General features: G+C 72.1%; 26 protein-coding genes. 15 read left to right on the top strand and 11 right to left on the bottom strand.

The features are described 5' to 3' along the window. Nucleotides 1-1213: type VII secretion protein EccB (eccB, locus tag ABZU52_RS15970; protein WP_354971795.1), on the bottom strand; the 1213-nt coding region annotated here is incomplete at its 3' end. 129 nt (nt 1214-1342) lie between these two features. On the opposite strand from eccB, the gene ABZU52_RS15965 reads away from it, so the two are divergent. Continuing rightward, nucleotides 1343-2062 (top strand): spermidine synthase, encoded by a 720-nt coding sequence (locus ABZU52_RS15965; RefSeq protein WP_354971794.1) that lies wholly within the window; start codon nt 1343-1345, stop codon nt 2060-2062. Between the two features lie 97 nt (nt 2063-2159). Next, nucleotides 2160-2336 (top strand): hypothetical protein, encoded by a 177-nt coding sequence (locus ABZU52_RS15960; RefSeq protein WP_354971793.1) that lies wholly within the window; start codon nt 2160-2162, stop codon nt 2334-2336. Nucleotides 2337-2352: 16 nt separating this feature from the next. On the opposite strand, the gene ABZU52_RS15955 is transcribed toward ABZU52_RS15960, so the two are convergent. Then, the gene (locus ABZU52_RS15955; RefSeq protein WP_354971792.1) at nt 2353-4155 is read right to left on the bottom strand and encodes an acyl-CoA dehydrogenase; all 1803 of its coding nucleotides are present in this window, start codon (nt 4153-4155) and stop codon (nt 2353-2355) included. A 150-nt stretch (nt 4156-4305) separates the two neighbouring features. On the opposite strand from ABZU52_RS15955, the gene ABZU52_RS15950 reads away from it, so the two are divergent. The 4 genes from ABZU52_RS15950 (at nt 4306) to ABZU52_RS15935 (ending at nt 7273) form a co-directional block, all read left to right on the top strand. Then, the gene (locus tag ABZU52_RS15950; RefSeq protein ID WP_354971791.1) at nt 4306-4728 is read left to right on the top strand and encodes an MmcQ/YjbR family DNA-binding protein; all 423 of its coding nucleotides are present in this window, start codon (nt 4306-4308) and stop codon (nt 4726-4728) included. Between the two features lie 37 nt (nt 4729-4765). Beyond that, nucleotides 4766-5161 (top strand): L-dopachrome tautomerase-related protein, encoded by a 396-nt coding sequence (locus ABZU52_RS15945; protein ID WP_354971790.1) that lies wholly within the window; start codon nt 4766-4768, stop codon nt 5159-5161. Nucleotides 5162-5732: 571 nt separating this feature from the next. Further along, on the top strand, nt 5733-6473 hold the full coding sequence (locus ABZU52_RS15940) for an MIP family channel protein (RefSeq protein WP_354971789.1): 741 nt from the start codon (nt 5733-5735) through the stop codon (nt 6471-6473). Nucleotides 6474-6577: 104 nt separating this feature from the next. Beyond that, nucleotides 6578-7273: an alpha/beta hydrolase gene (locus ABZU52_RS15935; RefSeq protein ID WP_354971788.1), complete on the top strand. Its 696-nt coding sequence runs from the start codon at nt 6578-6580 to the stop codon at nt 7271-7273. Nucleotides 7274-7349: 76 nt separating this feature from the next. On the opposite strand, the gene ABZU52_RS15930 is transcribed toward ABZU52_RS15935, so the two are convergent. The 3 genes from ABZU52_RS15930 to ABZU52_RS15920 all read right to left on the bottom strand — a co-directional run bounded on the left by ABZU52_RS15930 (nt 7350) and on the right by ABZU52_RS15920 (nt 10855). Continuing rightward, nucleotides 7350-8606: an MFS transporter gene (locus tag ABZU52_RS15930; RefSeq protein WP_354971787.1), complete on the bottom strand. Its 1257-nt coding sequence runs from the start codon at nt 8604-8606 to the stop codon at nt 7350-7352. Continuing rightward, nucleotides 8603-9199 (bottom strand): helix-turn-helix domain-containing protein, encoded by a 597-nt coding sequence (locus ABZU52_RS15925; RefSeq protein ID WP_354971786.1) that lies wholly within the window; start codon nt 9197-9199, stop codon nt 8603-8605. The genes ABZU52_RS15930 and ABZU52_RS15925 overlap by 4 nt, the downstream gene beginning before the upstream one ends. A gap of 63 nt (nt 9200-9262) precedes the next feature. Further along, nucleotides 9263-10855 (bottom strand): LLM class flavin-dependent oxidoreductase, encoded by a 1593-nt coding sequence (locus ABZU52_RS15920; protein WP_354971785.1) that lies wholly within the window; start codon nt 10853-10855, stop codon nt 9263-9265. 114 nt (nt 10856-10969) lie between these two features. Between ABZU52_RS15920 and ABZU52_RS15915 the strand changes: the two genes are divergently transcribed. Continuing rightward, on the top strand, nt 10970-11572 hold the full coding sequence (locus tag ABZU52_RS15915; protein ID WP_354971784.1) for a MarR family winged helix-turn-helix transcriptional regulator: 603 nt from the start codon (nt 10970-10972) through the stop codon (nt 11570-11572). Nucleotides 11573-11666: 94 nt separating this feature from the next. On the opposite strand, the gene ABZU52_RS15910 is transcribed toward ABZU52_RS15915, so the two are convergent. Continuing rightward, complete coding sequence (locus tag ABZU52_RS15910) at nt 11667-13178, bottom strand: phosphoesterase (protein ID WP_354971783.1); 1512 nt, start codon at nt 13176-13178, stop codon at nt 11667-11669. Between the two features lie 213 nt (nt 13179-13391). On the opposite strand from ABZU52_RS15910, the gene ABZU52_RS15905 reads away from it, so the two are divergent. Then, nucleotides 13392-13682: a helix-turn-helix transcriptional regulator gene (locus ABZU52_RS15905; RefSeq protein ID WP_354971782.1), complete on the top strand. Its 291-nt coding sequence runs from the start codon at nt 13392-13394 to the stop codon at nt 13680-13682. Nucleotides 13683-13724: 42 nt separating this feature from the next. Here the strand turns inward: ABZU52_RS15905 and ABZU52_RS15900 are convergent, their stop codons facing one another. Further along, nucleotides 13725-14129, bottom strand: a complete 405-nt coding sequence (locus tag ABZU52_RS15900) for a helix-turn-helix domain-containing protein (RefSeq protein WP_354971781.1) — start codon at nt 14127-14129, stop codon at nt 13725-13727. Between the two features lie 86 nt (nt 14130-14215). Here ABZU52_RS15900 and ABZU52_RS15895 point away from each other — a divergent pair, with 86 nt between their 5' ends. Then, nucleotides 14216-15073 (top strand): SDR family oxidoreductase, encoded by an 858-nt coding sequence (locus ABZU52_RS15895; RefSeq protein ID WP_354971780.1) that lies wholly within the window; start codon nt 14216-14218, stop codon nt 15071-15073. 278 nt (nt 15074-15351) lie between these two features. Here ABZU52_RS15895 and ABZU52_RS15890 read toward each other — a convergent pair whose 3' ends face one another. Together ABZU52_RS15890 and ABZU52_RS15885 are read right to left on the bottom strand one after the other, a co-directional pair. Then, nucleotides 15352-15711 (bottom strand): hypothetical protein, encoded by a 360-nt coding sequence (locus ABZU52_RS15890; protein WP_354971779.1) that lies wholly within the window; start codon nt 15709-15711, stop codon nt 15352-15354. A 132-nt stretch (nt 15712-15843) separates the two neighbouring features. Continuing rightward, nucleotides 15844-16224, bottom strand: coding sequence for a hypothetical protein (locus tag ABZU52_RS15885; RefSeq protein WP_354971778.1), 381 nt, complete (start codon nt 16222-16224; stop codon nt 15844-15846). A 26-nt stretch (nt 16225-16250) separates the two neighbouring features. Here ABZU52_RS15885 and ABZU52_RS15880 point away from each other — a divergent pair, with 26 nt between their 5' ends. From ABZU52_RS15880 to ABZU52_RS15855, 6 genes are all read left to right on the top strand, one after another. Further along, a complete protein-coding gene (locus ABZU52_RS15880) occupies nt 16251-16457 on the top strand; it encodes a hypothetical protein (RefSeq protein WP_354971777.1) in 207 nt (68 codons plus the stop codon). Nucleotides 16458-16597: 140 nt separating this feature from the next. Further along, nucleotides 16598-17545 carry an ion transporter gene (locus tag ABZU52_RS15875; protein WP_354971776.1) on the top strand — a complete coding sequence of 316 codons (948 nt, stop codon included), beginning with the start codon at nt 16598-16600 and terminating at the stop codon, nt 17543-17545. Nucleotides 17546-17621: 76 nt separating this feature from the next. After that, the gene (locus tag ABZU52_RS15870; protein ID WP_354971775.1) at nt 17622-18791 is read left to right on the top strand and encodes an acyl-CoA dehydrogenase family protein; all 1170 of its coding nucleotides are present in this window, start codon (nt 17622-17624) and stop codon (nt 18789-18791) included. Next, the gene (locus ABZU52_RS15865; RefSeq protein ID WP_354971774.1) at nt 18791-19636 is read left to right on the top strand and encodes a PhnD/SsuA/transferrin family substrate-binding protein; all 846 of its coding nucleotides are present in this window, start codon (nt 18791-18793) and stop codon (nt 19634-19636) included. Before ABZU52_RS15870 ends, ABZU52_RS15865 begins: the two co-directional genes overlap by 1 nt. After that, complete coding sequence (locus ABZU52_RS15860) at nt 19633-20844, top strand: ferritin-like domain-containing protein (protein ID WP_354971773.1); 1212 nt, start codon at nt 19633-19635, stop codon at nt 20842-20844. The genes ABZU52_RS15865 and ABZU52_RS15860 overlap by 4 nt, the downstream gene beginning before the upstream one ends. A 57-nt stretch (nt 20845-20901) precedes the next feature. Next, nucleotides 20902-21255, top strand: coding sequence for a TraR/DksA C4-type zinc finger protein (locus ABZU52_RS15855; RefSeq protein ID WP_354971772.1), 354 nt, complete (start codon nt 20902-20904; stop codon nt 21253-21255). On the opposite strand, the gene ABZU52_RS15850 is transcribed toward ABZU52_RS15855, so the two are convergent. Together ABZU52_RS15850 and ABZU52_RS15845 are read right to left on the bottom strand one after the other, a co-directional pair. Beyond that, a complete protein-coding gene (locus ABZU52_RS15850; protein WP_354971771.1) occupies nt 21217-22563 on the bottom strand; it encodes an FAD-dependent oxidoreductase in 1347 nt (448 codons plus the stop codon). The two genes, ABZU52_RS15855 and ABZU52_RS15850, sit on opposite strands and share 39 nt — an antisense overlap. 46 nt (nt 22564-22609) lie before the next feature. Beyond that, the gene (locus tag ABZU52_RS15845; protein ID WP_354971770.1) at nt 22610-23107 is read right to left on the bottom strand and encodes an N-acetyltransferase family protein; all 498 of its coding nucleotides are present in this window, start codon (nt 23105-23107) and stop codon (nt 22610-22612) included. Nucleotides 23108-23162: the final 55 nt, after the last annotated feature.

Raw genomic sequence — 23162 nt, 5'->3', positions numbered from 1 at the left:
CCCGCCCCGGGCCCCGGACCGGAGCCGCTGCGGCGCCCCCCCCCCCCGCGCCGCGCCCCGGCACCCCCCCCCCGTGGTCGGCCAGCACCGCGCCGCCGGTCGGCGCGGTGCGGGGCACGGCCGCCAGGTCCCGCAGCGGTACGCCCCACCGCACCTCGCCCACCCCACCGTCGTCGGCGACGCGGGTGCAGAGCGCGCCGCCGGCGACGGCCGCGAGCCTCGGTGGGGTCGGTGGCGGGGCGTCCGGGCCGGTCGGGGCGAGGTCGGGCACCGTGGGCAGCGCGGCGAACCGGCCCAACGTCATCGGCATCGGCGCGACCTGCCCGGTGCGGGCCAGCAACAGCCCCGCCTGCAACTCGGTGATGCCGGCCAGGCCGGCGTCGAGCGCCACCGCGTACTGTCGGCCGCCGCCGGAGTTGCTCACCAGGTAGACAGTGCCGATCGCGGCACCCGGCACCCGGGTCGCGGGCCGACCCAGTGCGGGCAGGTTGAGCGGGGCGAGATCGGTGCCGGCGGACAGCGAGTTGAGGAGCGCCGGCGCCACCGGAACAGCCTGGGCCCGGGTGGTGGCGAGCGCCGCCAGCACCCGGCTGGGATCACGGACGAGGTAGCGCCGCTGGTGCCAGACCAGGTGCAGCCCACCGTCGGGGTGACGCAGCAACAGCGCGTCATCGCCCAGCGGCCGGCCGCCGTCGGGTTCGGTGCCGATCAACAGCGCGGAGCGGGGCGCCTCGACGCCCGCGCCGGCCGGGACCGTCGAGCAGACCGTCCACGCCGTGGTGGCCAGCCGGCCGGGGGCGGGCAGCGAGTCGGGGGCGTCGGCGATGCCCAACGGCAGCCCACGCGGCACTCCGTCGATCGTGCGACGGGACACCAGCACGGTCTTCGACCGGTCCGCGCCGACGATGAGCAACGCCGAGGCGTAGTTGAGCACCGGGTGCAACTTCTGCTCGCGATAGACGAACCGGGCGCCGGACTCCTTCTCCACGATCACCGCGCCCGGGTCGCGCCACCCCTTGCCGCCGCCGGCGAACAGGCCGTACAGGGCGAAACCACCGAGCCCGATCGCCGCGACCAGGACGCTGGCCAGGCCGGCGCCGGCCAGCCGCCGAAACGGCGACTGCGCGGGATCGGTCTCCCGCATGACCAGGGCGGCGACTGCCCGCTGGACGCTGAACTGGTAGGAGTGCAGCTGGTCCTGCCGCGACGGCATGAGTCCCCTCCGGTGGATCGGCCGGGCACAGGATATGCGCTGCGTCGATGTCCCGTGGACCCTGCGTGGCCGACCGTCGCGGGGCAACCGGTACCATCCATGGACGAATCCGGCGGCGAGAGGGCACCCGTGGGCGCGCGTTTCGAAGAGCTGGCCTGGCGGGAGACCCCGATCGGCGCGATCAGTCTGCGCCGACGCCGGGACCCGGCACTCCAGGTCGAGGTGTACGAGGTCAAGCTCGACGACGAGTACCTGATGTCCAGCCTCTTTCCGGTCGCGGAGATCGAGCTGGCCCGGCTCGGTCTCGCCGAGGTGACCGGTGACTCGCTCGACGTGGTGGTCGGCGGTCTCGGGTTGGGCTACACCGCCTGCGCGGCGCTGGGCGACCCCAGGGTGCGCTCGCTGCTCGTGGTGGAGGCGATCGAGGACGTGATCGACTGGCACCGGCGGGGGCTGCTGCCGTTCGTGGCGGGGCTCGCCGAGGACCCCCGGACCCGCTTCGTGCAGGCCGACTTCTTCGCGGCGGTGGCCGGTGACACCGGTTTCGACACCGAGGTGCCCGGCCGGCGGTTCGACGCGGTGCTGCTCGACGTCGACCACTCCCCGCGCAACGTCCTGCACCCGAGCCACGCGGCGTTCTATCCGCCGGCCGGGTTGCGCCGCCTGGCCGCCCTACTGCGCCCCGAGGGCGTCTTCGCGCTCTGGTCGGACGACCCGCCGGACGCCGAGTTCACCGACGCGCTCACCGAGGTGTTCGCGAGCGTACGCGCGCACGTCGTGCCGTTCGCCAACCCGCTGACCGGCGGGCAGTCGGCCAACACCGTCTACGTGGCGCGTACCGGCGCCTGATCGACTCCGGTATCCCGCTCGCGCATGGTGTCGGCCGGACGGGGAACGAGAAGCCGGGGCCGGCCGCACCAGGCGCGGCCGGTTACGGGAGGTCGACATGCGCGCACTGCTCTGGGTTGTCGGCGTCGTCGCCGGCGTGCTGATCCTGCTCGGGTTGATCCTCGAAGCCGTTCGCTGGCTGATCATCATCGGTCTGATCGCGCTGGTGATCGTGATCATCCTGGGCGTCGTCAAGGGACGGCAGGCCATGAGCCACCACTCCCGCCGACGGTGACCGACGGCGGGGCCGGTCAGAACCAGTCCGGGCGCATGTCGAGGGTCGTCCGATCGCGGCTGTCCAGCAGGTCGAACTGCGGGCCGGTGCGGGGCAACTCGACGGTGAAGAAGTAGCGGGCGGCCTGCCGCTTGCCGGCGTGGAACGCGTCGCCGGCCCCCTCCGGCGGCAGCGCCAGCACCTGCTCCAACCACATCCACGCGATCACCACGTGCCCGACGGCCTCCAGGTAGGTGCTGGCGTTGGCCAGCGCCAGCACCGGGTCGCCGTCGGCCCACAGTCGGCGGGTGACAGCGGTGACCCGGTCCACCGCTGCGGCCAGCCGGCCCGCCAGCTCGGCCGCCTCGTCGCCGGCCTTGCGGGCCCGCTCGACCGTGTCGCCGATCGTCGAGGTCAGCAGGGCAAGACCAGCGCCGCCCCGCATGGTCACCTTGCGCCCCAGCAGATCCAGCGCCTGGATGCCGTGGGTGCCCTCGTGGATCGGGTTGAGCCGGTTGTCCCGGTAGTGCTGCTCCACGTCGTGGTCGCGGGTGTAGCCGGCGCCGCCGAGCACCTGGATCGCCAGGTCGTTGGCGGTGAGGCACCATTGCGACGGCCAACTCTTGGTGATCGGGGTCAGCACGTCCAGCAGCAGGTGCGCGCGCTCGCGGTCGGCCTCGGCCGGGGCGGTCTTCTGCTCGTCGAGCAGCCGCGCGCAGTAGAGCACCAGCGCCAGCGCCCCCTCCACGTAGCTCTTCTGGGCCAGCAGCATCCGTCGTACGTCGGGGTGGTCGATGATCGGGACCTGCGCGGTGGCCGGGTCCTTGGCGCCGACCGGGCGGCCCTGCGGCCTCTCCCTCGCGTACGCCAGGCTCTTGAGGTAGCCGGTGTACCCCAGCGCGGTGGCGCCGGCCCCGACCCCGATCCGGGCCTCGTTCATCATGTGGAACATCTGTGCCAGACCCTGATGCGGCGCGCCGACCAGGTGGCCCACGGCACCGGCGCGACCTCCCGGGGTGTGCCCGCCGTCGCCGAAGCTGAGCAGGGTGTTGGTGGTGCCCCGGAACCCCATCTTGTGGTTGAGCCCGACCAGCACCACGTCGTTGCGCTCACCGAGCGACCCGTCCGGGCCGACCAGCACCTTGGGCACGATGAACAGCGAGATGCCCTTGACCCCGGGCGGCGCGTTGGGGATCCGCGCCAGCACCAGGTGGACGATGTTCTCGGCCAGCTCGTGGTCGCCACCGGAGATCCACATCTTGGTGCCGAACAGCCGGTACGTGCCGTCCGGCAGCGGCTCGGCGCGGGTGGTGATGTCGGCCAGTGAACTGCCGGCGTGCGGCTCGGACAGGCACATGGTGCCGAAGAACCGGCCGTCCAGCATGGGTCGGACGTAGGTGTCCACCTGCTCGGGGCTGCCGTGCGCCAGCAGCAGGTTGGCGTTGCCCAGGGTGAGGAACGGGTACGCCGAGGTGGCCACGTTGGCGGCCTGGAACCAGGTGAAGCAGGCCGCCGCGACCGCGTGTGGCAGTTGCAGGCCACCGACCGTGGCGTCCAGCCCGGCGGTGAGCAGACCTGTCTCGGCGAAGCTGTCCAACGCCGCGCGGACCTGCGGGATCAGCCGCACCCGCTGCCCGTCGACTGTGGGTTCGGCCAGGTCGGCGGCGCGGTTGTGCGGGGCGAACTGCTCGGTGGCCACCCGCTCGGCGAGGTCCAGGGCGTCGTCGAAGATCTCCCGGGAGTGCTCGGCGTAGCGGGGACGCTCGACGAGGTCGGACACCCGCAGCCACTCGTGCAGCAGGAAATCGAGGTCACGGCGGGAGAGCAGGGTGGACGGCACGGCGCTCCTCAGCGGGCACGGGGGCGGGGCGGGGCGACGGCCCACGGTCGCCCCCGGCCCATCCTGGCCGATGGACCGGGCGCGCACCACCGGCCAGGATGGGGTTCGACGGGCGGAACGTGTCACACCGCCCGGCTAGCCTCGTTTGCCGTGACCGCACCCGGAGATGTCCCGCCCGAGGTCCTCGACCGGCTCCGCCCGATCTGTCGCGGGCTGCCGGAGAGCTACGAGGAGCCCGCCTGGGTGGGCATCCGCTGGCGGATCCGCAAGCGGACCTTCGCCCACGTGCTCACCGTCGACCCCGATCGCCAGCCGGTGCACGCCCGGGCCGCCGCACTCGACCAGCCCGCCTGCCTGCTGATCTTCCGGTCGCCACTCGACGAGATCGCCGGGTTCCTCGGCATGGGCCACCCGTTCTACAAACCGGACTGGGCTCCGAACGTGCTGGGCATGGTCGTGGACGGGGATACCGACTGGGAGGAGGTGGGCGAGTTGCTCACCGAGAGCTACCGGGTGATGGCCCCGAAGCGGCTCGCCGCCCGGGTCGGCCCGCCGGCACCGCCGACGGGCTGACCGCCGACGGCACCCTGCGACCGGCTGACCGCCGGCGGTGCCCTGCGACAGGCGGTTTCGGCCAGCAGACCCGTACCCGGATGCCGGGTGGAACCGCGCCGACCAGCCGCCGGACGAGGCGTTCGTGCACGTCAACGGGTTACGTGCCGGCCCGGACGGCCGGTTGTGGATCGTCGACTCGGGCACGCCGCAGGTTGGCGGCGAACAGGTGCCGGGCGGCGCTCGGCTGATCGCGGTCAACCTGGACGGCGACCACGTGGAACGGGTCCACCACCTCGACGAGGCGGTTCGCCCGGACAGCTACGTCGACGACGTCCGGTTCAACGGTCGGATGGCGTACCTCAGCGATGCCGGAGCGGCCGGCCTCATCGTGCACGACCTCGACTCGGGTCGGTCCCGACGCGTAGTCAGCGTTGGTAGAAGCCAACCGTGACCCAGCGGTTCGATGCCGACGCCTGGCACCGGCTACTCAGCCTTGCCGACCCGCACGGTCGCGCGCACGCCCCAGCGTCCATACCCCGGCCGGAGACCCTGACGATCGCTCACACCTAACGAAGGGGCGCCTCGAGTCGCGGTGGTTTCGCCGCCTGAACAGCCCGGCGTACGGGTCGCAGCAGGGTGAGAGCGCGGAGGGCGTCGGCTCGGGAGATGGCTGGTCGTCGTCGGAACCACAAGGTCGAGGACCGGGTGGTGGGGTCGGCAGGTCCGTGAGTTTTGCCGGCTTAGCGTTCGATTGCCTGGGACAATGTCTGTACGCAGGGTTTCGAGCGTGCGGACCGCAATCAGCGAGCAAGCCCACCGTGGCGGATGAGCTGCGCGGCCCCAGGGCACGATCTCGGCCGCCGATGACGGTCATGACCACCGGGAGAGACGATCACCTATCTGCTGGCGAAGATCAGCGACGCGACCATCGGCTTGTGGATCAGTGAATGTGAGCAGCAAACCAGCATCGCCACTTTGGTCCGATCCAGCTTCGGCCAAGGGACGGCCTGAGGAGGAAGAGCATGCCACCACGAGGAGGGGTCACCCCCACACGCCCCCAGGCAGTGGCGGGAGCCGCCGTCGCCGAGGTGGTGGGGACATTCATGCTCACCTTCTCCGGTACCGCCACCCTGCTTGCCACCCACAAGCTCCACCCCCTCGCGGGTATGAACGAGGTGGCCATCAGCCTGGCCTTCGCCCTGGGCACTGTGGCGGCCATCTACGTGTTCGCCACGGTCTCGGGCGCCCACATCAACCCGGCCGTCACCGTGGCCCTCGCCACGGTGAGGGAGTTCCCCTGGCGGATGGCACCGGTCTATATCGTCGCTCAGTTGATCGGCGCGACCTTGGCCGGGCTGATGAACTGGTTCATGTTCGGGAGCCAGCTCCGGACGGCCCTGGCCCTTGGAGCCACCAAGCCCGGCCCGGGCGTCGGGTGGGGCACGGCACTGTTCACCGAGATCGTGATCACTGCCGTGCTGTTGGTGGTCGTCATGGCCACCGCGGTTTATCAGCGCTCTCCCGGAGGGGCGCTGCCCGCCGGGCTGGCCATCGCGTTCTGGATCGGGGCAGCGATCTTCCTGGCCCTTCCGGTCTCGGGAGGTTCGTTGAACCCGGCCCGGACCCTGGGCCCCGACATCGCCGCGGCCTCCTTCCCCTACTGGTGGGTGTACCTGGTCGGCCCGGTAGTGGGCGCGGTGGCCGGAGCAGCCTTGTGGAAGTTCGTCCTATCCAAGGGGCAGCTCGAACAGGTCACTCGCTGAGCCACGGTCCGATCCGGCGGAGCCGCACTTCGTCGGTCTGCATGAGGCCCCGCGCCTGGTCGTGACCCGCCGAGTTGTCGTAGGTCGGCGTTAGCCTCCCGGCCATGGCTGATTTCGTGTTGGTGGCGGGGGCGTGGCTGGGGTCGTGGGCGTGGGACGAGGTGGTGCCACCTTTGCGGGCGGCCGGTCACGGCACGCACCCGCTGACCCTCTCCGGTCTCGCCGACAAGCGGGGCCTGCCCGCTGGGCAGCAGACCCACGTGCGGGACATCGTCGACGAGATCGAGCGCCGCGACCTGCGCGACGTGGTGCTGGTCGGGCACAGCTACGCGGGTATTCCGGTGGGTCAGGCCGCCGAGCGGATCGGCGACCGGTTGACCAGGGTGGTCTTCGTCGACTCGGAGGTGCCGGTCGACGGCGGGTCCTTCGCGTCCGGCTGGTGGCAGGGTCAGGCCGCCTTCGAGGCGCAACTCGCCGACAGCGACGGCGACTGGGCTCCGCTCACGGTGACCGACTTCGACGGTCAGGGCCTCACCGACGAGCAGATCGCGCGCCTGGTCGGCGGCGCCACCGCGCACCCGGGGGCCACACTGACCGAGCCGGCCGTGCTGAGCCGACCGCTGGATGAGCTGCCGGCGACGTACGTCAAGTGCCTGCTCGACGGGCCCGAGCCCAACGACACGGTGGCCAAGCTGCTGGCCAGTGACCACTGGCGACTGGTCACGATGGCCACCGGCCACTGGCCGATGTTCTCCCAGCCCGCCGAGCTGGCCCGGGTTCTGCTGGCGGAGGTCGCCTGACCGGCGTTGACCTGGGCCGCAGCGCAGCACCAGCCCGTTGCCGGGGGCGACCGCACGACCAAGCCCGCCCCAGCGGTCAGGCCGTCGGTTCGTCGAGGGTTCCGATGTGGCGCACCGGTGAGGCGAGCAACCACAGCACGGCCAGCACGCCACCCAGGCCGGCGACGACCAGGGTGGGTCGCAGCCCGATGGTGGTGCCCAACGCGCCGCCGACCAGCGCCCCGAGCGGTCGGATGCCGTAGTTGACGGCGCTGTAGGCGCCGGCCCGGCGGCCTCGCGCGTCATCGGGGGTCACGGCGGTGAGGAGGGCGTTGAGGTTCACGTCCATCAGCATCACCCCGACGCTGGAGACCAGCTCGATGGCCGCCAGCATGGCCACCTTCGTCCAGGTGGGTCCGGAGACCAGCGCGGTCAGTGCCAGCGGCGCGGGGAAGAGCACCGTGCCGATCATCGCGGTACGGCCCAGGCCGATGGCACGGGAGATCCGTGGCGCGAGCGCCGCACCCGCAAGCCCGCCGAGCGCGCCGAACCCGAAGGCGATGCCGATCGCGCCGGCCGACAGGTCGAGTTCGCGGCTGGCGTACAGCACCAGCAGGGCGCTGGCGATGAAGGTGAAGAAGTTGACGGTGCTGGTGCAGCCGAGGGCGGCCCGCAGCACCGGGTGCCGCAGCACCAGCACGAGCCCTTCGCGCACCAGGCCGAGAGTGGACGTCCGACGCGGCGGGGGTGGCGGCTCGGTCACCGGGATGCGGCTGAGCAGCAGCGCGGAGCCGACGAAGGACACCGCGTCGACGACGATCGCGACCGGTGCGCTGAGCGCCTGGACCAGCCCGCCGCCGACGGCCGGGCCGGCGATGAAGGACAGCGACCGGCTCATGCTCAGCTTGCTGGTCGCGTCCACGTACGCCGTGCGCGGCACCAGGGCGACGAAGAACGCCTGATGCGCCATGGCGAAGAGCACCGCGCCGAAGCCGGTGAGCAGCGCCACCAGGTAGAGCTGGGTGAGGGTGATCGCGTCGAACAGGTAGGCCACCGGCAGGCTGAGCAGCACCGCCGCGCGGATCAGGTCCGCGATGATCAGCAGTCGCCGCTTGTGGGTCCGTTGGTCCACCCAGGCGCCCAGGAACAGGCCCAGCAGGTTGGGCAGCCAGATCAACGCGGTGAGGACGCTGACCTGGACGGGTGTGGCGGTGAGCAGGGTGACGGCGATCAGTGGTAGGGCCAGTTCGCTGATCCGATCGCCGAACGCGGAGATCGTCTCGCCGATCCAGAAGGTGCGGAACCGCCGGTCTCGGTGCAGGGCGGGCGGGGGCGCGGTGGCGGTGGCGGTCATGACGCGGCCGGGTCGTCGCCGGGCTCGGGCAGCAGGTAGCGCAGCATCCGCACGATCCGCGCGTCGGCCGGGGCCGCGTCGTCGTCCTTGCGCCGCACGTACGGGGCGATCAGCTCCTCGATCGCGGCCTCCAGCTGTCGCAGCTCCTCGGGGGTGGCCACGAACCGGGTGTCGGACACCCCGGCCACCCCGCGCCACTGCGCGTCCAGCCGGGGTTCGTCGTGCAGCAGCCACTGCTGCGGGGCCTCGGCGGCGCGGGCGAACATCTCGCCGCGCAGTTGACGGCCGGCGGCCTGCCCCTCGGCATCGTCGGGCAACTCGAATCGGAAGCCCCGGGCGGCCGCCTGCCACCAGCGCTCACGCTTGCTGGCGGTGCCCTCCGCGTCGACGACCAGGCCGAACGTCGCGAGGTGCCGCAGGTGCCAGCTGACCACCGACGGGGTGGCGCCGACGTTTGGCGACAGCCCGGTGGCGGTGGCCGGGCCGTGCCGCTGGAGGCGGTCGAGGATGGCCAGCCGGACCGGGTGGGCCAACGCCCGCAGCGCCTGCGGCTCGGTGATCTCGAAATCCCCGTACGGATTCTTGAGAGACATGTTTCGAGAGTAGTCTCTCAGATTGGATCGGGGCAACCCCGAGCCGCGGCGCTGCCGCGTCGATCAGGCGATGCCCAGCCGCGCCAACGGCTCCACCAGTTCCCGCTCCTCGTAGCTGAGGTGCGACAGGAGGGCGTCGGTCAGCAGGTCCACCGCCGCCCGCAGCCCGGCGAGGCCGTCCGGAGACCCGACGTACGCGACCAGGGCCCGATCGACCCCCTCCAGCACGTCGTGGATGACGTGATGCTCCTGCTCCAGCCGGTCGACCACCGGGCCGAGCCGGGGGTCACGCGCCCGCAACCGGGGGAAGAACGACTGGTCCTCGATCGTGTGGTGGGTGGTGACGATGCGGCAGTACGACTCGCAGTAGACGCCCAGCGTCCACCGGTTCTGCCGCATGGTCATCGTGTTGATGTGGGACCGGGCCGCGCCGGCGTCGATCTCGCCGGCCGCCACCTGCTCGATCAGGTCGTGGATCTGGGCCAGCTCGGCGCGCAGACCGTCGTGGATCTGCACCAGGTGCGCGCCGGTGGCCTGCTCCTGCGGGGTGTAGGTGCGCTCCGGGTCGGGCGCCGGCCCGGTCGGTCGGGTCGACTCGTCCCACACCTGCTGCTCGCTTCGCCGTACGCCGTCGTCCGGGGTCGGCACCACGGCGAACGCCCCGCCGGTCGCGGTGGCGCGGCTCGCCCGGACCGGCGACGCAACGACCGGTTCCGGATCGCGCTCCGCAGCCGGCTGTTCCGGCGTACGCTCCGGAGCCGCGCCCCGGTCGCGTTCGGCCGCGACCAGCTCGCGGACGGCGGGGGCCACCTCACCGGCGAACCGGCGCAGGTCGTCGGGGTCGTCGCTGCCGAGGATGAAGGTGCCGACGCCCTCCTCCAGTGCCAGCTCGGCCAACTCCTCGGCCCACTGCTCGGCCGGCCCGTTCAGGGTGCCGCGCCCCACCGCCGAGAACTCTCCGGCGATGTTGAGCAGCCGGCGCACGTCCTGCGGGGACCGGCCGGCCTGCTGCGCGGCGTCGTCGATGATCGCGTTGCCCCGGGCCAGGTCCCCGGGCTGGAGGTAGCCCAGCGTGGGCAGCCAGCCGTCGGCCCGACGGCCGGTGAGCTGGAGCATCCGGGGCTTGTACGCACCCAGCCAGATCGGCGCCGGGTGGGCCGGGGCGGGCCCCCGCTTGGCGCCGACCACCCGGTAGAACTCGCCGTCGACCCGCACTCCGCCACGCGTCTCGACGTCCCAGAGCTGACGGATGATCTCGATGGCCTCCTCCAGCGCTCGCACGCCCTGGCCGGGGGTCAGCCGCCGGCCACCCATCGCCTCGATGGCATCCCAGAACGCTCCCGCCCCGAGGCCGAGGCTGACCCGGCCACCGCTGAGCAGGTCCAGACTGGCCACACTGCGGGCGAGCACGGCCGGCGGGCGCAGTGGCAGGTTCGTCACGTTCGCCGCCAGGTGCACCCGGCTGGTGCGGGCCGCCACGAAGCTCAGCAGCGTCCAGGTGTCGAGGAATGCCGGCTGGTACGGGTGGTCCTGGAAGGTGACCAGGTCCAGCCCGACCTGTTCGGCCAGGACGGCGACGCCGACCGTACGGTCCGGATTGCCGGCACTGGGCGTGACGAAGGATCCGAAGACCAGGTCGTGGCCGTAGTCGCTCATCTGCGAGCCTCCCGATTCCGCCGACGCCTCGGGCGATGCGTCGCGACCTTGACCTTATGCCACGCAGAACATCTGCTGCCAACAAGGTTTGCCTCACTGCGGTATCGTCGGGGGATGACGGGTGCCACCCACCGGCCGGACCGGCCCGATCCGCTCGATGACGACCTCGGCTGGATGCTCGGGATCGTCTTCCGCGGCTACCTGCGGGCGGCCGAGCACGCGTTCACCGATTTCCCCGGTGGTCCACGCGGCTATCAGCTGCTCACCGCGGCGATCAACGGGCCGGCCCGGAACCAGGGCACGATCGCCGAGGAGATCGGCATCGACCGCACCGTCCTCACGTACCTGATCGATGACCTGGAACGGCCCGGGTTCGTCGCCCGTCGCGCGGACCCGGCCGACCGACGCAGCCGACTGATCGAGGTCACCGACGCCGGCCGTACCGCCTGGGAGCAGCGACGGTCGACACTGCGGCAGGTCGAGTCGCATCTGCTGGGGGCGCTCACAGCGGCCGAGTCGGCGACGCTGCGGTCACTGCTCCAGAAGGTCGCCTGCTCAACCCAGGCGGTGGACCCGCTGCGTGACCTCTGCGAGGTGGTGACGCAGGTGCAGGCCGACCCGGCGGCGCCGACACCCACTTCGCGCCGGACCGACACCGCGGCGGTGCGCAGCGGGCGAACCGCCGCCCCCCGAACCCGCCGCCGCAGGCCCGACTGACCTGCGGATACGGCGGGACGGGCCCGCCCCGCACCACCCGACGTCGTGCGTCGAGCGGTGCCGGACAGGCCCGCGACGTCGCTACCGTGCCCGGTCAGCGCACGTGCACGAACACCGGGTTCGAGTAGAACCACAGGTCGTCCCACGGGCTCTCCAGCCCGTCGGCGAGCGGCTCGGCCTCGTCGGTGCTGGTGCCCCGCACCCGCGCGTAGGTGTCCGCCTCGACATTGCGCAGGGTGTGCCGGATGACGTAGCTGTCGCCCTGCCGACGCCAGTCCCGTGGGCCGAACCGAGCCACCACAGTGGTGGTGGGATTGGTGTCGGCGTCCGGGCTGGCACTCGGGCCGGTGATCTGGCCGACGATCAGATCGACCCGGCGAACCTCGGGCCGGTCGCCGTTGGCGTTCACCCCGCCCAGCGGGCGGAAGGTGATCTCGATCTCGACGTCGGTACGGCTGCGACGGCTCACCGTGATCGTCTCGCCCACCTGGGCGGTCCTGCCCTGGGACGTGGCGGTGACGTCGAGGCTGCGGATCAGGTCACCGGTGGTGACCCAGATCCGGCCGTTGCGCAGGCCGTCCATGATGTCGCCGTAGTCCTGACGGGCGTGCACGTACGTCTTGCTGTACTCGCCCGGCCAGAAGTCGGAGCCACCGCGGGTCCAGTGCACGTGCGAGTCGGAGGTCGCGGTGATCCACCAGCGCCGGCCCTCGCCGAGCAGCGAGTCCCACAGGCCGCCGACCCGGGCGGTCATCTGGTCGAAGCCGCCGTAGGTGGGGTGGTTGCCGTACCCGCCCCGCTTGCCACCGTTGAGCGGGCCGGCCTGGTGCCCGGGCGCGCCCTCGAAACCGATGTAGACGTCCGGTGCGGCGTTGTTGCCGTTGCGGAACTCGCGCGGGGTGTCCTGACCGTAGACGCCGAGACCGGGTGCCGAGCGGGACGCGTGGTGGGCGATCACCAGTGGCTTGTGCGGCATGCCCCGGGCGACCTTGAGGAACTCCACCATCCTGGCCTCGGTGTCGCGGGCCGGGTCGGTGGGGAACGCGTCGTACTTGGCGAACCGGCTCTCCAGCTCGAAGAGCTGCTTCGCCTCGTCGTCGTGGCGCGGGATCATCAGCGTGTGGTGGTCCAGCGAGGGCGCGTCGAACTCCATGCCCCAGAACTGGAGCACCTCGGGGACGAGCTTGCGGGACCGCAGCAGGTCTGGGTACGCCTGCTCGATGTTCACCTTCGAGTGGGTCGGTCCACCATGGTCGGTGCACATCGCCCAGGTCAGGCCGAAGTTCTTCGCCATGATGGCGTTGGTGACGATCGGGTAGACCGCGTCCGCGCCCTTGTGAAAGACGATCGGGGATTTCGTGGTGTCGAACTCGCCGCTGTACTCGGAGTGGATGTGGTGGTCACCCGCGCGCCACGCCCGGTTCTTGGAGTTGCCCCGGTCGGTCTTGTCGTCGTCACCCGGCCGGCGGTCCTCCTCGGCCCACGCCGCGCCGGCACCGACCAGTGGGCTGGCCGCGGCCAGCGTCGCGCCGACGCCCGCGTACTTGACCAGCTTGCGCCGGGACAGCTGCGTCTGCTCGGTCTCTTCGGGATGCTTGTCTCTCACCTGAGAGCCTCTCCTCGATCACGCGAATGCTCTTACGATCAAGGAGCCTGGGAGAGGGTGGTGAACACCCGCCGTACGCGATGGGTGCGCACGATGAACACCCTGCCCGGACCTGCGCGGCGCGCCGGCCGGGCAGCATCGGGTGACCCCGCGACCACGCGGAGTGTCCGATCGGGACCGGCCTCGGCCGAGCCAGGTCAGGGCACCCCGCCGGTGGAGGAGCACGCCGAGCGGGACATCAGCGCCGCCGACATCGCCGGCGCGGCCGGCGTCTCCCTGCGGGCGGTGCAACTCGCCTTCCGCCGTCATCTCGCCACCACTCCCATGGCCTACCTGCGTCGGATCCGGCTCGTTCGGGCACATCACGACCTGGTACGTGCCGACCCGCACCAGGAGACGGTCTCGGCGATCGCCAGTCGGTGGGGGTTCGCCAGCCACAGCAGGTTCACCGCGCGGTACCACGACAGCTACGGTGTGCCGCCGCGCGAGACGCTGAACACCTGAGATCCGGCATTTCCACAGGAGGCAGCCGGGGCGGGCTGCGAGCTAGCCCCGGTCCCGCTCGTTCCTGTCGCGGGCGGTCTGCAACTCGGGCACCGAGGCCTCCAGCAGGTCGGCGAGGCCACGAAGTTGCTCGGCGACTCGGGCACCGAGGGGGGTCAGCGAGTATTCGACCCGCGGTGGGATCGCGGTGAGCACCTCCCGGGTGAGCATCCCGTCACGTTCGAGGGTCTGCAGGGTCTGGGAGAGCATCCGCTCGCTGACGCCGTCGATGCGGCGACGCAGCGCGTTGAACCGGTAGCGGCCCTCGCCGAGCGCCAACAGGGCCAGCGAGGCCCACTTCGAGGTGACGTCCTCGAAGGCCGCGCGGGAGGTGCAGCCCCGCGCGAAGACATCGCTGACGAATTCCTGGGTAGGCCCCGCCAGGTCCTGGGCCGGCGTGTCGCTCACCTCACCAGCCTAACCCACGCTTACTCTAGTTCAGTGCTGTAGATTAGTAAGTGCTTGCAGATATGCCACTAGCCTCGGAGGTTCGCATGCCCACCTACGCCGTCACCGGTGCCACCGGCCGACTGGGCCGCCTGGTGATCGAGCAGCTGCTCGACAGCGGCGTACCCGCCGCCGAGATCGCCGCCATCGTCCGCAACCCGGAGAAGGCCGCCGCCCTGGCCGCGCGGGGCGTCGAGATCCGCAAGGCCAACTACGACGACCCGTCGACGCTGCCCGGCGCCGTGGCCGGCGTACGCCGCCTGCTGCTCATCTCCGGCGACACTCCCGGTCAGCGCGTCGCGCAGCACACCGCGGTCATCGACGCCGCCAAGCTCGCCGGGGTCGAGCGTCTCGTCTACACCAGCATCCTGAAGGCCGACACCACCGCGAACCCGCTCGCCCCGGAGCACAGGGCCACCGAGGAGGTCCTCGCCGCGTCCGGTCTGGCCTACACCGTGCTGCGCAACAGCTGGTACACCGAGAACTACACCGAACAGCTGCCGCAGTACCTGGAGTCCGGCACCATCCTCGGCGCCACCGGCGGCAGCAAGGTCTCCGCCGCGACCCGGGCCGACTACGCGGGGGCCGCCGTGGCGGCGCTGACCCGCGAGCAGGACGGCAACACCGTCTACGAACTGGGCGGCCCCGCGTTCACCTTCGACGAGCTGGCCGAGGCCGTCACCGAGGTGACCGGCACCACCGTCGTGCACCAGGACATGTCCGCTGCCGAGCTGGCCTCGACCCTGGAGAACGTCGGCCTGGACGCCGGCACCGCCGGGTTCGTCGCCGCGCTCGACCAGTCGATCGCCGACGGCGAACTGGCGACCGACAGCGACGACCTGAGCCGGCTGCTCGGCCGGCCGAGCACTCCGCTGCGCGACGCCATCCGGGCCGCGCGGGCCTGAGCGGGGTCATCGCCGACGCGGGCGGCGGGGCCGAGGTCGCCGTCGCCCGCCAACCGGCACCGCCGGACACGTTTCTCGGCGGCATGGTGAGGCACGTCGACGACCGGTTCTCCCGGCACAGCGGGCAGCCACGTCGGCACCCCGCGCGGTCCGACCTGGAGACCGCGGCGTCCGCCCGGTGAGCGGCGCCGACTTCGTCGTCCGCGCCGCCGTGCCGCAGGACGACCCGGAGCTAACGTGGTGGTCGCACCCGTTTGGCACTCCCGCGTCCCGGCCGACTACTCCGCCTCGTCCTGCTCCTCGGTCAGCTCGGCCAGGACGTCGGCCGCGTCCCGGTTCCCGCCGTCGGCGAGCCGGCGAAGTTCACCGACGTCCGCCCGCTCCGCGGCCAATTCGACGAGCTGGTCAGCGGCGTCCTGGTCACCCCGGTCGGCGAGCCGCCGCAGCTCTTTCATGTCGCCGAGTTCGGTGGCGAGTTCGACGAGTTGGGCCGCCGCGTCGGCGTTGCCGTCCTCGGCCAGCTGACGCAGCTCGGTGAGGTCACCCCGCTCCCCCGCGAGCTCGACGAGCTGGTCGACCGCATCCCGGTCACCGTTCGTGGCCCGTTGGCGCAGGTCGGCAAGATCAGGGTCGGACATCGCGTACCTCTCCGCAGTTGGCGCGGGCCGCGTCGGCGCGCGTCGGCCTGGTCCCGCTCACCATCGAGAACCTAGACCAGCGGGCGTCGTGGTGGCGGAAGAACGATGGACACCGCCGGTACGCCGAGGCGGTCAGCCCGCCTCGGTCGGCTCCGCGAGCAGCAGGCCGGTCAGCAGACTGCGCAGGGTCCGCTCGACGAGGTCCGCCCGGGGCGTCGGCCCGGACGGCTGACTGAACGCCGCGACCAGGTGTGGGTACGCGGCCAGGTCCACCCCGGCGAAGCTGAACGCCCCGGCGGCGGACTCACGACGGGCGAAGAGGCTCACCACGCCGGTCATCATCGCGATGGCCTCGAACTTGGCGGCGACGGGGCAGCATACGGGTTCCAGGATCCGGATGCAGTTGTCGAACCAGGCCAGGCTCTCCGGGCCGATGCCGGACGGCCGGTGGATCACGTCGAGCAGCCACGGGTGGGCGCCGAACAGCGCCAACTGCCGGCGTCCCAACAGCACCAGGTCCGGCCACCCAGTGGGCCGGGGTGAGCGCCAAGGTGCTGCTGGCCTGCGGCGCCGACGGGCCGCCGTACTACGTCGAGCAGAACGCGGCGCTGGCCCGCGCCCTACCGCGCGCCCGGACGCTGACGATTCCGCGCAGTGGCCACGACGCCGTCGCCCGCGCGCACCCGAGAATCGTCGAGCCGCTCGTCGACTTCTTCGCCGCGGCGGAGCGGACGAGTCGCCCCTGAACGGTCGCGTGCGGTCGCCCGCTGTCGTTGATCTTGGCTAGGCTGGTGCGCATGCCCGCACACCAGCCGCACCGCCACGACGACGGCCGGAGGTGGGCCCCCGCTGCGGCCCCGGCACGCCCGATCGAGCCGGCCGACTGGTGAGCGACGCACCAGTGCCCACCCAGCGGGGTGAGCCGTCCACACCATCGCGGCGCCGCTCGGGCTGGACCGACCGTTGTGACCAGCTCGCCCGGTCGCGCCCCTTCGAGATCGCCATCGTCGTGGTCATCCTCGCCAACGGCATCGTTCTCGGCCTGGAGACGTACGACGACCTGAGCCCGGCGGGCACCGCGCTGCACGGGCTGGAGCTGTTCTTCCGGGCCGTCTTCGTCGTCGAGATCGGTGTCCGACTGGCGGCGTACGGCAGGCGTCCACAGGACTTCTTCCGGCACGGCTGGAACGTCTTCGACTTCGTGGTGATCGCGGCGATCTTCATCCCGGGCCTGCACGGCGACCCGGCGCTGCTGCGGGTCGTGCGGGTCGCCCGGATGGTCCGCCTGGTGCGGTTCTCGCCGGGTCTGCGGACCATCGTCTCCGCGCTGTGGCGCAGCCTGCCGGGCGTCACCGGGTTCCTCGCTTTGGCCGTGGTGACGCTCTACGTGTACGGCATGGCCGGCTGGCTGATCTTCGGCAACCGGTATCCGGAGGAGTACGGCGACATCGGCCGATCGCTGCTGACGTTGTTCGTGCTGTTGTCGCTGGAGACGCTGCCGGACCTCATCGAGCAGGGCATGGCGATCTCACCATGGACGCTGCTCTACTACGTCAGCTACGTGGTCATCACCGTCAACCTGCTGCTCAACATCCTCATCGCGGTCATCGTGAACTCCATGGAGGAGGCCCGCCGGTTGGAGATGACCGAGCGACTGGCGCCCGGGTACGACGAGGACGGCGACGGCGTACCGGACGAGGTGGACCGGATCGCGCTCACCCAACGGCTCGACGACCTGCGGGCGGTCATCAGCGAGTTGGAACGGGAACTGCGCATCGACCGGGAGGACGGGCACGGCCGACCCCATCGGGAGAATGCCCGCACCAGACGGTAATCCGACGCTCGCGCTGCGTCTTCAGGCTCGATAGTGTCGACGGCGGTCCCATCGGCCCTCCGGAAGGGGCACCGGCATGACGACCAGTGTCGACAATGCTCAGACCGCCACCGATCCCATCGAAACGCTCGGCCCGGTGATCGACGACGTGATCCGCCCGCAGGCACCGATCGTCGACCGGGATGGGACCTTCCCCCGGCCGGGGGTCGACGCTCTCGCCGCGGCCGGCCTGCTCGGCCTGGCCTCCTCGACCGAGGTCGGTGGCGGCGGCCACGGCATGCGGGCGGTCGCCACTGTCATCGAGCGGCTGGCCGCCGAGTGCGGGTCCACCGCGATGGTGGTGCTCATGCACTACGCGGCGACCGCCGTCATCGAGGCGCACGGCCCGCGCGACGTCCGCGCGGCCATCGCCACCGGCGATCACCTCACCACGTTGGCATTTTCCGAGTACGGCTCGCGCAGCCACTTCTGGTCACCGACCGGCAGCGCGACACCCGCCGACGACGACACGGTCCGCCTCGACGCCCGCAAGAGCTGGGTCACCTCGGCCGGCGAGGCGAACAGCTACGTCTGGTCGAGCCTCCCGCTGCACCGCGATGCCGGCCCGATGACACTGTGGCTGGTGCCGGCGGACAGCGCCGGCCTGCGCGTGACCGGCGACTTCGACGGCCTGGGCCTGCGCGGCAACGGCTCTCGCCCGATGACCGCCGACGGGCTCCGGGTTCCGTCGGCGGCGAGAATGGCGGCCGACGGCGCCGGGCTCGACACCGCGCTCGGCGCGGTGCTGCCCTGGTTCCTGGTGCTCAACGCAGCCTTCTGCCTCGGCCTCGCCGACAGCGCGGTGGCCGAGGCCGGCCGACACCTCACCAGGACCACGCTCACGCACACCGGCGCCGCCCTGCGCGACGCGCCCGTCACCCGACGCGACCTGGCCCGACTGATGATCCGCACCGACGCGCTGCGCGCCTTCCTGGGCGACACGCTCACCGCGCTGGAGACCGGCCGCGACGACGCGATGCTGCGGGTGCTCCAGGTCAAGGCGCTCGCTGGCGAGACCGTCGCGGACGTGACCGACGGCGCGATGCAGCTCTGCGGCGGCAGCGCCTTCCGCAGGGAACTGGGCCTCGAGCGCCGTTTCCGGGACGCCCGCGCGGCCCGCGTGATGGCACCCACCACCGACGCGCTGCACGATTTCGTCGGTCGGCTCGCCACCGGGCTGCCGCTGCTCGACGAGGCCAACCGCTGATGCCCGCGCCAACCGTCCTGATGGGCGCGGTCGCGTACGACCCCAAGGTAGTGACCATCTGGGAGGGCTTCCGTGGCTGGCTGCGCGGGCGGGGCCTGGATTTCGACTTCGTCCTCTACTCGCACTACGAGCGACAGGTCGAGGATCTGATCGCCGGGCGGATCGACGCGGCCTGGAACTCTCCCCTGGCCTGGCTGCGGGCCGAGCGACTGGCGGCCGCCAACGGCACCGCCGTACGCGCGCTCACCATGCGCGACACCGACCAGGACCTCACCTCGATCGTGGTGGTTCGCGCCGACTCACCGGTGCGCCAGATCGCGGACCTGACCGGACGGGTGGTTGCCGTCGGGGCGGTCGACAGTCCACAGGCGACGCTGATTCCGCTGGGCCACCTCGCGGCGGCCGGGGTCACCGTCGACGTACGCCGCTTCGACGTGGGTGTCGGCCTGCACGGCGACCACATCGGCGGCGAACGTGACGCGGCCCGCGCGCTGGTGGCCGGGGAGGTCGACGCGGCCTGCATGATCGACGCGAACCATCTGGCGTTCAGCCAGGAGGGCACGTTACCGCCCGAGGGCACCCGCATCGTGGCGCAGACCGCCCGCTACGACCACTGCAACATGACGGTCCGCGCGCCGGAGTCGGACGGGGTCCGGCTATTCGGCACGCTGCTGCTCGGCATGTCTTACGCCGATGCGCAGGTGCGTCCGCTGCTCGACCTGGAGGGGCTGACGGCCTGGCGGGAGGGCCGCACCACGGGGTACGCCGCCCTCGCCGCCACGGTAGAGGCCAGCGGCTTCTACTCCCCCGACGGGCGGGTGACGGCCACGGACTACCGGCCGTGAGCGCGGCGCCTGTCGCCGAGGTCGACCTCGGTGACCTGGGTTTCGGCCGGGGCGCGCACCTGCTCGTGCAACGCGCGCTGGCCGGGCTGCCGCCCGGCGGCCGGTTGGCGGTCTCCGGCCGCGACCCGGCGCTGCGCGTACACCTGCCCGCCTGGTGTCGGGGCCGGGGTCACCGGGTCGAATGGCCGGATCGGGGTGACCGGAGCGACCTGGTGGCGGTGGTGGTCCGGGGGTCGGCGGACGACGACCGCTGGTACGGCGCGGAGCGGGCCGGGCCAGCTCTCCCGTCGGCGCTCAGCAGCCGTCCGCCGGCGCGGTGGGGGCTCGGCGCCCGGGGCGCGCTCCTCGAAGCCGGTGGTCCCGAGGCCCGGTTCGACCTGGACGACCGCGACCTGGTGTGGGCCGACATCGCTCCGCACCTGTACGCGCAGGCCGCCGCACGACAGTGGGACCCGCAGACCGCGGTGCCCTGGGACGACCCGTTCGCGCTGCCGGCCGACGTTGAGGCCGCGGTGGTTCAGGTGATGACCTACCTGGTCGAGAACGAGCAGGCAGCCCTCGTCGTGCCGGCCCGGTTCGTCGGGCGCATCCACCCGCACTTTCGGGAGGTGGTGCAGCTTCTCGCCGTGCAGATGGCCGACGAGGCCCGGCACATGGAGGTCTTCAGCCGGCGGGCACTGCTGCGCGGCGCCGAGTTGGGCACCTCATCCGCCGGCGGTCGGCAATCGCTGTTCACGCTCGTCGCGGAGTCCGACTTCGCGTTGGCGTCATTCCTGCTCTCCGTGCTCGGCGAGGGCAGCTTCGTCGACCTGCTCTCGTTCCTGCACGAGTTCGCCCCGGACCCGGTGACTCGCCGGATCTGTTGGCTCGCGATGCAGGACGAGCGCCGGCACGTGGTGTTCGGGATGGCACACCTGGAGCATCAGGCGCAGCTGGATCCGCTGCTGCGGGACCGGCTGCGGGCGGCCATCCACCGCCGCCATGACCTGCTGGTCGACACCGCCGGGCTCAACGCGGACGTCTTCGACGCGCTGGTGGTGCTCGCGGCGGGTGGTTGGCATCCGGACGAGGTGTCCGCCGGCTTCGACCGGGTGCAGGCTCTGCAACGCGCGATGGATCAGGGCCGTCAGCGCCGACTCGTCCGGCTGGGTTTCCGGCCGGACGAGGCGGCGGCGCTCTCCGCCCTGCACACCCGCAACTTCATGTAGGTGACCCCCGCGCACGGCACGGTGTGCGCGGGGATTCCGCAGTACGGTGGAGCGGTCATGAACAGGGATTCCAGCGCGGTCCGCGAGGAGTTGCTGCGGCTGCGCGACCAGACCGAGGCTCAGGCCAGCGCCCTGGACGCTGACCTCCGGAGCCTCTTCGAGGCGTCCCGGTCGTCCAACGCCGACGACGAGCACGACCCCGAGGGCAGCACGATCGCGTTCGAACGCGCGCAGCTCACCGCCGTCCTCGACGCCACCCGCCGCCGCCTCGCCGAGCTGGACGTGGCGCTGCAACGGGTGGACGACGGCAGCTACGGCGTGTGCGAACGCTGTGGCCGCCCAATCCCCGCCGAGCGGCTCGCCGCCCGCCCGTCAGCACGTACGTGCGTGGCCTGCGCCAGCCGGCGGTAGAGGCAGCAGCCGCAGGGCCGGTGCCGGCCCGCAACAGGTGTCGCCGCCGGCCGAGTCGGCGGGGTTGCTGCTGCACACGCCGGTTTCGGGCAGGTCGAGCTGGACGGCACGGGCGGCGGTCCAGTCGCCGGCCAGGGCGGCGACCACCGAGCGGACCTGCTCGTAGCCGGTGGCCATGAGGAACGTCGGCGCCCGGCCGTAGGACTTCGCGCCGACGGCGTAGTAGCCCTTCTCCGGGTGGGCGAGTTCGTCCACGCCGTGCGGGGGCACGGTGCCGCAGGAGTGCTCGTTGGGGTCGATCAGTGGGGCCAGGGCGCGGGTGGCGCCCAGCACCGGGTCGAGATCCAGCCGCAGCTCGGCGGCGATGGTGTGGTCCGGGCGGAAGCCGGTGGCGGCGACCACCCGGTCGACGGTGATCGACTCGGCGTTGCCGTCGGCGTGCCGCACGACCACGCCCACCCGACCGCCGGCCGGGGTGAGCGCGTGCACGGAGAAGCCGGTGAGCAGCCTGACCCGTCCCGCGTCGACGTGCGCGCGCAGTCGTGCGCCGAGCGCGCCCCGCGCCGGCAGGGCGTCGGCGTCCCCGCCGCCGTAGGTACGCGTCGGCGAGGCGGTCCGGATCGCCCAGGTCACCTCGGTGCCGGGCTCGACGGCGGCCAGCTCCGCCAGGGACAGCAGGGTGTTCGCGGCCGAATGGCCGGCGCCGACCACGAGGGTGTGCCGGCCGACGAACCGACCCCGGTCGGCACCGAGCACGTCCGGCAACGCGTGCTCCAGGTACGCCGCCGCGTCGGCCTCTCCTCGCGCGGGCAGGCCGGACGCGCCGAGGACGTTCGGCGTACGCCAGGTGCCGGAGGCGTCGATGACGGCGCGGGCGTACACCTCGTCGCCGTCGGCGAGGCGGACCAGGAACGGCGCCGTGTCGCGCCCGGCGGTACGCAGCCGGTCCAGGCCGAGCCGGCTGATCGCCTTGACGCGTGCCCCGTACCGCAGGTGCGGCTTGAGCTGCGGCAACTGGGCGAGGGGGCGGAGGTAGTCGTCGACCAGCTCCGCGCCGGTGGGCAGCGCTTCCGGGTCGGGGGCGACCCAGCCGGCCTCGTCGAGGAGCCGGCGGGCGGCCGGGTCGATGTTGTACCGCCACGGCGAGAAGACGCGTACGTGCCCCCACTGCCGGACGGCGGCACCCGGGGTGTCGCCGGCTTCGAGGACGGTGAAGGGCAGCCCGCGTTCGTGCAGGTGCGCGGCGGCGGCGAGACCGGTCGGGCCGGCGCCGATGACGACGGTGGGCAGGTCGTCCAGAGCGTTCATCCGTGACTCCCTTGGTGTGGTGGCCGGTCTGCCGGGCCACGGCTGGTCAACTGACGGTGGGGCTGCGACGTTCCAGCAGGACGACGTCGCGCCAACGGTCGTGGTGGCGACCGACCCGCTCGCGGACGCCGATCACCCGGAAGCCGGCCCGCTGGTGGAGGGTGAGGCTGGCCGTGTTCTCCGGGAAGACTCCGGACTGGATGGTCCAGATGCCGGCGGCTTCGGTGGAGGCGATGAGCGCATCCAGCAGCAGTCGGGCGACGCCACGGCCCTGGACGGCCGGGTCGACGTAGACGGAGTGTTCGACCACACCGGCGTAGACCGCGCGGGTCGAGGTCGGCGAGACGGCGATCCAGCCCAGGACCTCCCCGTCGTGGCCGACGGCCACGAAGCGGTGCGCGCTCAGGCGGGTGGTGTCGAACGCCGCCCAGGTCGGCGCGGTGATCTCGAAGCTGGCGTTGCCGTCGTCCAACCCGGCCTGGTAGATCGCCAAAACCCGCTCGGCGTCTGCGGCGGCCATGGGGCGCACGGTGATGTCGGCCATCAGCGGGTTCCTCCCGGAAGAGATCAGGCGACTGTCTCGACGTCCGTCGAATCAG

It is taken from the genome of Micromonospora sp. NPDC005220 (genome assembly GCF_040607895.1).
Lineage (GTDB): Bacteria > Actinomycetota > Actinomycetes > Mycobacteriales > Micromonosporaceae > Micromonospora.
This window is presented reverse-complemented; position numbering and strand designations above follow the sequence as displayed.

Bases quoted from the DNA above. Each gene is read 5' to 3' on its own strand.
- ABZU52_RS15920 (WP_354971785.1), bottom strand. From the start codon at position 10,855: ATGAGCGACTACGGCCACGACCTGGTCTTCGGATCCTTCGTCACGCCC.
- ABZU52_RS15960 (WP_354971793.1), top strand. From the start codon at position 2,160: ATGCGCGCACTGCTCTGGGTTGTCGGCGTCGTCGCCGGCGTGCTGATC.
- ABZU52_RS15915 (WP_354971784.1), top strand. From the start codon at position 10,970: ATGACGGGTGCCACCCACCGGCCGGACCGGCCCGATCCGCTCGATGAC.
- ABZU52_RS15865 (WP_354971774.1), top strand. From the start codon at position 18,791: ATGCCCGCGCCAACCGTCCTGATGGGCGCGGTCGCGTACGACCCCAAG.
- ABZU52_RS15895 (WP_354971780.1), top strand. From the start codon at position 14,216: ATGCCCACCTACGCCGTCACCGGTGCCACCGGCCGACTGGGCCGCCTG.
- ABZU52_RS15870 (WP_354971775.1), top strand. From the start codon at position 17,622: ATGACGACCAGTGTCGACAATGCTCAGACCGCCACCGATCCCATCGAA.
- ABZU52_RS15855 (WP_354971772.1), top strand. From the start codon at position 20,902: ATGAACAGGGATTCCAGCGCGGTCCGCGAGGAGTTGCTGCGGCTGCGC.
- ABZU52_RS15850 (WP_354971771.1), bottom strand. From the start codon at position 22,563: ATGAACGCTCTGGACGACCTGCCCACCGTCGTCATCGGCGCCGGCCCG.
- ABZU52_RS15940 (WP_354971789.1), top strand. From the start codon at position 5,733: ATGCCACCACGAGGAGGGGTCACCCCCACACGCCCCCAGGCAGTGGCG.
- ABZU52_RS15845 (WP_354971770.1), bottom strand. From the start codon at position 23,107: ATGGCCGACATCACCGTGCGCCCCATGGCCGCCGCAGACGCCGAGCGG.
- ABZU52_RS15930 (WP_354971787.1), bottom strand. From the start codon at position 8,606: ATGACCGCCACCGCCACCGCGCCCCCGCCCGCCCTGCACCGAGACCGG.
- ABZU52_RS15925 (WP_354971786.1), bottom strand. From the start codon at position 9,199: ATGTCTCTCAAGAATCCGTACGGGGATTTCGAGATCACCGAGCCGCAG.
- ABZU52_RS15890 (WP_354971779.1), bottom strand. From the start codon at position 15,711: ATGTCCGACCCTGATCTTGCCGACCTGCGCCAACGGGCCACGAACGGT.
- ABZU52_RS15935 (WP_354971788.1), top strand. From the start codon at position 6,578: ATGGCTGATTTCGTGTTGGTGGCGGGGGCGTGGCTGGGGTCGTGGGCG.